Genomic DNA, 6117 nt, shown 5'->3' on the forward strand with positions numbered 1-6117 from the left:
AGCCGCCGTCGTATCGACCTCGCCGCGTCGGTCGGTCCACGCCTCGCGCACGGCAGCCAGCACCTGACGGAACGACGGCATGCCGACGCGCGGCTCGGGCGGGAAATAGGTACCGGCGTAGAACGGCTTGCCGTCGGGCGTCGCGAACACGGTGAGCGGCCAGCCCAGGTTCCGTGAGAACGCAGCGGCCGCCGCCATGTACGCCGCGTCGACCTCGGGATGCTCCTCGCGATCGACCTTGACGCTGACGAACCCCGCGTTCAGGTCGGCCGCGGTCTCGGCATCCTCGAAGGACTCCCGTGCCATCACATGGCACCAATGGCACGTCGAGTAGCCGATCGACACCATGACCGGCACGTCGCGCTCGCGCGCGAGCGCGAACGCCTCCCCGCCCCACGGAAACCACGCGACCGGATTGCCCGCGTGGGCTCTCAGGTACGGGCTCGTCGCTTCCGCCAGGCGGGGATTCATGGCATCACGTCCTCACGATCAGTTGACCTCGTCGGGGTGCGAGCTGACGCGACCCGAGCCGTCGCCCGGATCCATCGCGTCGATCGCGGCCATCTCGGCGTCGCTGAGCTCGAACCCGAACACGTCGAGGTTCTCTTCGAGGCGCTCGCGGCGCACCGACTTCGGGAAGACGATGAAGCCCTGCTGCAGGTGCCAGCGCAGCACCGCCTGAGCGGGGGTCCTGCCATGCGCGGCAGCCGCGGCCATGACGGGCGCGGCACCGAGCAGGTTGTACTTGCCCTGCCCGAGCGGGCCCCACGACTCGATCCTCACGTCGTTCGCCGCCGCCCATTCGGTGATCTCGCGCTGCTGGTAAGCCGGGTGCAGCTCGATCTGATTCACGGCGGGAACGACGCCGGTCGCCGCGACGATGCGCTCGAGGTGCGGGACCAGGTGGTTCGACACGCCGATGCTGCGGCTGAGTCCGGCTTCGCGGATCTCGATCATCTTCTCCCAGGCGTGGACGTAGTCGTCCTTGGCAGGCGTCGGCCAGTGCACGAGGTAGAGGTCGACGCGCTCGAGGCCGAGCCGGTCGAGACTCTCGCGGATCGCGGCGTGCGGCTCGTCGTCGTGGTGGCGGTCGTTCCACAGCTTCGTCGTGACGAAGAGCTCGTCGCGCGCGATGCCGCTCGCGGCGATCGCCGCCCCGACGCCCTCTTCGTTGCCGTAGATCGCGGCGGTGTCGATGTGGCGGTAGCCCACCTCGAGGGCCTCGGTGACGGCCCGCTCCGTGTCGCCCGGCGGCACCTTGAAGACGCCGTAGCCGAGGTGCGGAATGGTGCTGCCGTCGTTGAGGGTCACGTCAGGGACTGTCATGCCCCCAGCCTACGAGCGCGGCGACCTGCCCGGGGTCGACCTCATCGATAGCGTCGGCCCTCGTCGCGGCGGTACAGCGCCAGCGAGGCCACCAGCATCGCGACCGTCCAGATCGCGATCCCGGCCCACACCCACCACTCGAGCGTCCCCCCCTCGACCGCCCAGATCACGAACTCGCGGGCCTGCCGCGACGGCATGAACTTCGAGATCTCGTTCAGCCAGTCGGCGAACAGGACGGGGGGCAGGAACAGTCCGCCCACGAATGCGAGGGCGAACATCACGATCTGGATCACCGCGATCGCCGCTTTGAACGGCAGCGCGTAGCCGATCGCCGTTCCGATGAGCATGAACGGGATCGCGGCGACCGCGAGCGCAAGGATCCCCGCGCCGACCCGAAGCGGCGGCGCCTCGGCCGCGGTGAAGAGGCCGCCGACGATCACGACCGGCAGGATGGCGACGATCCCCAGCGCGCCGGTCGAGAGGATCTGCGCGAGCACGCGCGCGATCCCGGGAGCGGGAAGGGTCCGCAGGTACGGATCCCACGGCTTCTCACGGCTCTCGGAGATCGTGAGCCCGAACGAGAAGAGCGAGTTCGCCATCACCGCGAACACGCACAGCGAGATGACGGCCTGCGTCGCGTAGAGCGGGTTGTCGGCCACGGTCCGCTGCGGCACGACGAAGAACAGCAGCGCGAGCGCAGGGAACACCACGGTTCCGATCACGGCGATCGGCACCCGGAACGTCTCGATGAGGGCGTATTTCGCATGAAGCGCCGTGAGCCGCAGGGTGCTGGGGGCGGATGCCGTGGTCACGGAGGCGATAGTCATGACAGGTCCTTTCCGGCAGCGGCGATGGCCGGTGCGGCGGTGGGGCCGGATGCCTCGGTGAGGGCGAGAAAGGCCTCCTCGAGCGTGGCTCCGCGCACGATCAGGTCACGGAAGTCGACGTCGGCGCGGACGACCGTGCGGACGAAGGCATCGGCATCCGTCACCGTCAGCATCTCCCGCCCGTCGACGTGCTCGTGCCGCACGACGCCGGGCAGCGCCGCGACCGACGCCGGTGCGTCCGACGTGAGCTCGACGCGACTGACGCCCACGCGCGCCACCACGCGGGCGACGGTGTCGTCGGCGAGCACCCGGCCGGCGCCGAGCACGACGACGCGCTGCGCGAGCGCCTCGATCTCTTCGAGGTAGTGGCTCGTGACGACGACGGTCGCCCCGGCTTCGTGCTGCCGGCGGATCGCTGCCCACAGCGCGCGGCGCGCATCGACGTCGAGACCGGTCGTGGGTTCGTCCAGCAGCACCAGGCGAGGTCGGCCGACGAAGGCGAGCGCCACCGCGACGCGGCGCTTCTGCCCGCCCGACAGCGACCCGCACTGGCGCCGGAGCAGCTCACCCAGCCCGAACTCGGACGCGAGCTCGGCGGTCGGCGCGCGATCGGCGAAGTGGCCGCCGACGTAGTCGATGACTTCCCCGACGCGCAATGTGTCGGGAAGCGCCGTCTCTTGGGGGGTCGAGCCGAGCAGGCGACGGCTGCGCGGATCCGACGGGTCGCCTCCGAACAAACTCACGCGGCCCGCAGTGGGACGGCGAAGACCCTGGAGCAGCGAGAGCAGCGTGGTCTTGCCGGCGCCGTTGGGTCCGAGGAGGCCCACGAGGGCTCCCGCCTCGATCCGCAGGCTGACGTCGTCTATGGCGACGAGACCGCCGTAACGGCGGGTGGTGTGCGCGAAGTCCGCAATCATCATGATGGGTCTCCCAGGACGGAGCGCAGGGCCTCGGTGTAGTCCTCGAACGCGCGCCGGCCCTGCTTGGTCAGCGCGAGGTAGGTGACGGGAGTGCGCCCGCGGTGTGCCTTCTCGACCTGGACGTACCCTGCCTCCTCGAGCTTGCGCGCGTGGGTGGACAGGTTGCCGGCCGTCAGGTCGAGCAGTTCCTGCAGGCGCGGGAACGTGATCTGCTCTCCCGCGGCCAGGGTCGACAGGCTCGCCATGATGCGCAGGCGGCCCTGCGCGTGGATGACCGGATCGAGCTCACCCACGGCGGGCCTCGTTGCCGGTCGCGCGCGCCCGGAGACGAGCGAGGTGGATGGACGACGCGACCGCGAGCGCGAGGAACCCGAGACCGCAGCCGAGTGCGAGCACCAGATAGTGGGTCGGCGCGCCGAAGAAGGGAGCGGCGACCGCGACCGCGAGCGTCCACAGGCCCAGAACGAGCATGGGTACCGCCCGCCACAGCGCGGCGGACAAGACGTACATGATGCCCGCGAACAGCGCATATGCGACCGGGTAGAACACCGAGAAGAGGCCGGCAGGCATGCCGTTGTAGAGCAGCCCCTGCGCGAACCCGACGATCGCGAGACTGCCGACCGCCCACGTGGCGCCGTAGACGATCCCCGAGAACGCCTCGCCGCGGTTTCCGCGCCGGCCTCGGCCCGATCGTGCGCCGAGCACCGCCGACACCAGGATCGCGGCGGCGAGCAGCACGATGAAGATCGAGACAGCCAGCGGGACAGGAAGCGCGAACGCAGGCGCCAGTCCATCGATGAGCCAGAGGGTGCCGAAGCCGATGAGCCACACGATCCCCCAGGCTGTGAGGATGGCAGGCACGAACGAGGCGATCTGACCCACGACGCTTCGTCGCTGATCCTCGACCAGGGCGAGCATCCCCGCCGGATCGAGGGGCTCGTCGTCAGTGGAGAGATGATCCTCGTTCTCGGCCATGACTACTTTGTAGCGCAAAGCTATCTTCACTGTCAACCACTTTGTCGGATTCGGCATCATACGATGGAGCGTCATGTCCGCGCGCGAAGCCGTCATCTCGTATCCGCCCGAGCTGCCTGTCAGCGCCGCGCGGGACGAGATCGCGCGCGCGATCCGCGACCACCAGGTCGTGATCGTCGCGGGCGCGACCGGATCGGGCAAGACCACGCAGCTCCCGAAGATCGCGCTGGAACTCGGGCGCACGCGCATCGCGCACACGCAGCCGCGCCGCATCGCGGCACGATCGATCGCAGAGCGCATCGCCGAGGAGCTGCGGGTCCCCCTCGGGAGCGTCGTCGGCTACAAGGTCCGCTTCACCGACAAGGTGTCGCCCGACACGCGCATCGCGCTCATGACCGACGGCATCCTCTTGAACGAGATCCATCGCGACCGGACGCTGCGCCGCTACGACACGATCATCATCGACGAGGCGCACGAGCGCTCCCTCAACGTCGACTTCCTGATCGGCTACCTCAGGCGCGTCCTGCCGAAGCGCCCCGACCTCAAGGTCATCGTCACGAGCGCCACGATCGACCCCGCGAGCTTCGCGGCCCATTTCGCAGGCCCCGACGGCAATCCCGCGCCGATCATCGAGGTGTCGGGCCGCACCTACCCCGTCGAGATCCGGTACCGGCCTCCGGCGCGGTCGCGCGGCGCCGAGGACGACGAGGCCGCGGGCGACGACGTCGACGGCATCACCGCGGCGCTGCGCGAGCTCGACCGCGAGCCCGCCGGTGACGTGCTGGTGTTCCTCCCGGGCGAGGCCGAGATCCGCGACGCGATGGATGCCGTGCGCGGCATGTACGCGAAGGATGCCGCCCCCACCGAGGTGCTGCCGCTCTACGGCCGGCTCTCGTCGGCCGAGCAGCACCGCGTGTTCGAACGCACCGCCGTGGCGGGCGTCCGCCGCCGCGTCATCCTCGCGACCAACGTCGCGGAGACGAGTCTCACGGTCCCCGGCATCCGCTACGTCGTCGACACCGGCACGGCCCGCATCTCGCGCTACAGCAACCGCAGCAAGATCCAGCGCCTGCCCATCGAGCCCGTGTCGCAGGCGTCCGCGCAGCAGCGCTCCGGGCGCGCGGGACGCACGAGCCCCGGCGTCGCGATCCGCCTCTACGCCGAGGAGGACTTCGGATCCCGGCCGGAGTTCACCGAACCCGAGATCCTGCGCACGAGCCTCGCCTCGGTCATCCTCCAGATGCTCTCGCTCGGGTTCGGTGACATCTCGTCGTTCCCCTTCCTCACGCCTCCCGACTCGCGGGGCGTGAAGGCCGCGTTCGACCTGCTCGTCGAGCTCGGCGCGGTCGAGGACCGTTCCGGCGGCGAGGCGGGCCGCGGACCGCGGCTGACCGAGCTGGGGCGCGAGATCTCGCGCCTGCCCATCGACCCGCGCTTCGCACGCATGCTCGTCGAAGCGCGGCGCGGCGGCGTGCTGCGCGACGTGCTCGTGATCGTCGCGGGAATGTCGATCCAGGACGTGCGCGAGCGGCCCGACGAGCGCCGCGAGGAGGCGGACCGGCTTCACGCGCGGTTCGCCGATCCGACGAGCGACTTCCTCACGCTCCTGAACCTGTGGAACCACCTCCAGGAGCGCCAGGCCGAGCTCGGCTCAAGCGCGTTCCGCCGGCTCTGCCGTGCGGAGCACCTCAACTACGTGCGCGTGCGCGAGTGGGCCGACGTCCACCGCCAGCTCAGCTCGCTCGTGGGCGCATCGCGCGATCGCACGGCGGGCACGTCTGATGCGGACGAGATCCACAAGGCGATCCTGTCGGGCCTGCTGTCACACATCGGCGTGCTGGACGAGCGCACGCTGCAACCACCGAAGGACCGCCGCGCGCCCGGCGGGGCCCGGCCGCCGAAGGCCGAGTACGTCGGCGCGCGCGGCGCGCGGTTCGCGATCTTCCCGGGGTCGGGCCTGAAGAAGAAGCGGCCGCAGGCGGTCATGGCGGCCGAGCTGGTCGAGACGAGCCGGCTCTTCGCCCGCACCGTCGCCGCGATCGACCCCGCGTGGGCCGAACCGCTCGCCG

Annotated in this window: 7 protein-coding genes; 1 reads left to right on the plus strand and 6 read right to left on the minus strand. The window is 70.3% G+C overall.

Annotated elements, in window-relative coordinates; genetic code table 11:
* From EIO58_RS11105 to EIO58_RS11130, 6 genes are all read right to left on the minus strand, one after another.
* On the minus strand, positions 1-471 hold a 471-nt coding region (locus EIO58_RS11105), incomplete at its 3' end, for a thioredoxin domain-containing protein (RefSeq protein WP_164861649.1).
* A gap of 18 nt (positions 472-489) precedes the next feature.
* Entirely contained in the window at positions 490-1326 is an 837-nt protein-coding gene (locus tag EIO58_RS11110; protein WP_127819592.1) for an aldo/keto reductase, read from the minus strand.
* Between the two features lie 41 nt (positions 1327-1367).
* Positions 1368-2153: an ABC transporter permease gene (locus EIO58_RS11115; protein ID WP_127819593.1), complete on the minus strand. Its 786-nt coding sequence runs from the start codon at positions 2151-2153 to the stop codon at positions 1368-1370.
* Positions 2150-3073, minus strand: coding sequence for an ABC transporter ATP-binding protein (locus EIO58_RS11120; protein WP_127819594.1), 924 nt, complete (start codon positions 3071-3073; stop codon positions 2150-2152). The genes EIO58_RS11115 and EIO58_RS11120 overlap by 4 nt, the downstream gene beginning before the upstream one ends.
* Entirely contained in the window at positions 3070-3318 is a 249-nt protein-coding gene (locus EIO58_RS11125; protein WP_446723919.1) for a winged helix-turn-helix domain-containing protein, read from the minus strand. The genes EIO58_RS11120 and EIO58_RS11125 overlap by 4 nt, the downstream gene beginning before the upstream one ends.
* Before the next feature lie 40 nt (positions 3319-3358).
* Positions 3359-4048 carry a hypothetical protein gene (locus tag EIO58_RS11130; RefSeq protein WP_127819596.1) on the minus strand — a complete coding sequence of 230 codons (690 nt, stop codon included), beginning with the start codon at positions 4046-4048 and terminating at the stop codon, positions 3359-3361.
* 73 nt (positions 4049-4121) lie between these two features.
* Between EIO58_RS11130 and hrpA the strand changes: the two genes are divergently transcribed.
* The coding region (gene hrpA, locus EIO58_RS11135; protein ID WP_127819597.1) for an ATP-dependent RNA helicase HrpA at positions 4122-6117 on the plus strand (1996 nt) is incomplete at its 3' end.

Origin of the sequence: Microbacterium sp. CPCC 204701, from assembly GCF_004010105.1 — a bacterium.
GTDB lineage: Bacteria > Actinomycetota > Actinomycetes > Actinomycetales > Microbacteriaceae > Microbacterium.

Excerpts from the sequence above, each read along its gene's own strand:
- EIO58_RS11110 (WP_127819592.1), bottom strand. The coding sequence starts at position 1,326 with ATGACAGTCCCTGACGTGACCCTCAACGACGGCAGCACCATTCCGCAC.
- EIO58_RS11115 (WP_127819593.1), bottom strand. The coding sequence starts at position 2,153 with ATGACTATCGCCTCCGTGACCACGGCATCCGCCCCCAGCACCCTGCGG.
- EIO58_RS11120 (WP_127819594.1), bottom strand. The coding sequence starts at position 3,073 with ATGATGATTGCGGACTTCGCGCACACCACCCGCCGTTACGGCGGTCTC.
- EIO58_RS11125 (WP_446723919.1), bottom strand. The coding sequence starts at position 3,318 with ATGGCGAGCCTGTCGACCCTGGCCGCGGGAGAGCAGATCACGTTCCCG.
- EIO58_RS11130 (WP_127819596.1), bottom strand. The coding sequence starts at position 4,048 with ATGGCCGAGAACGAGGATCATCTCTCCACTGACGACGAGCCCCTCGAT.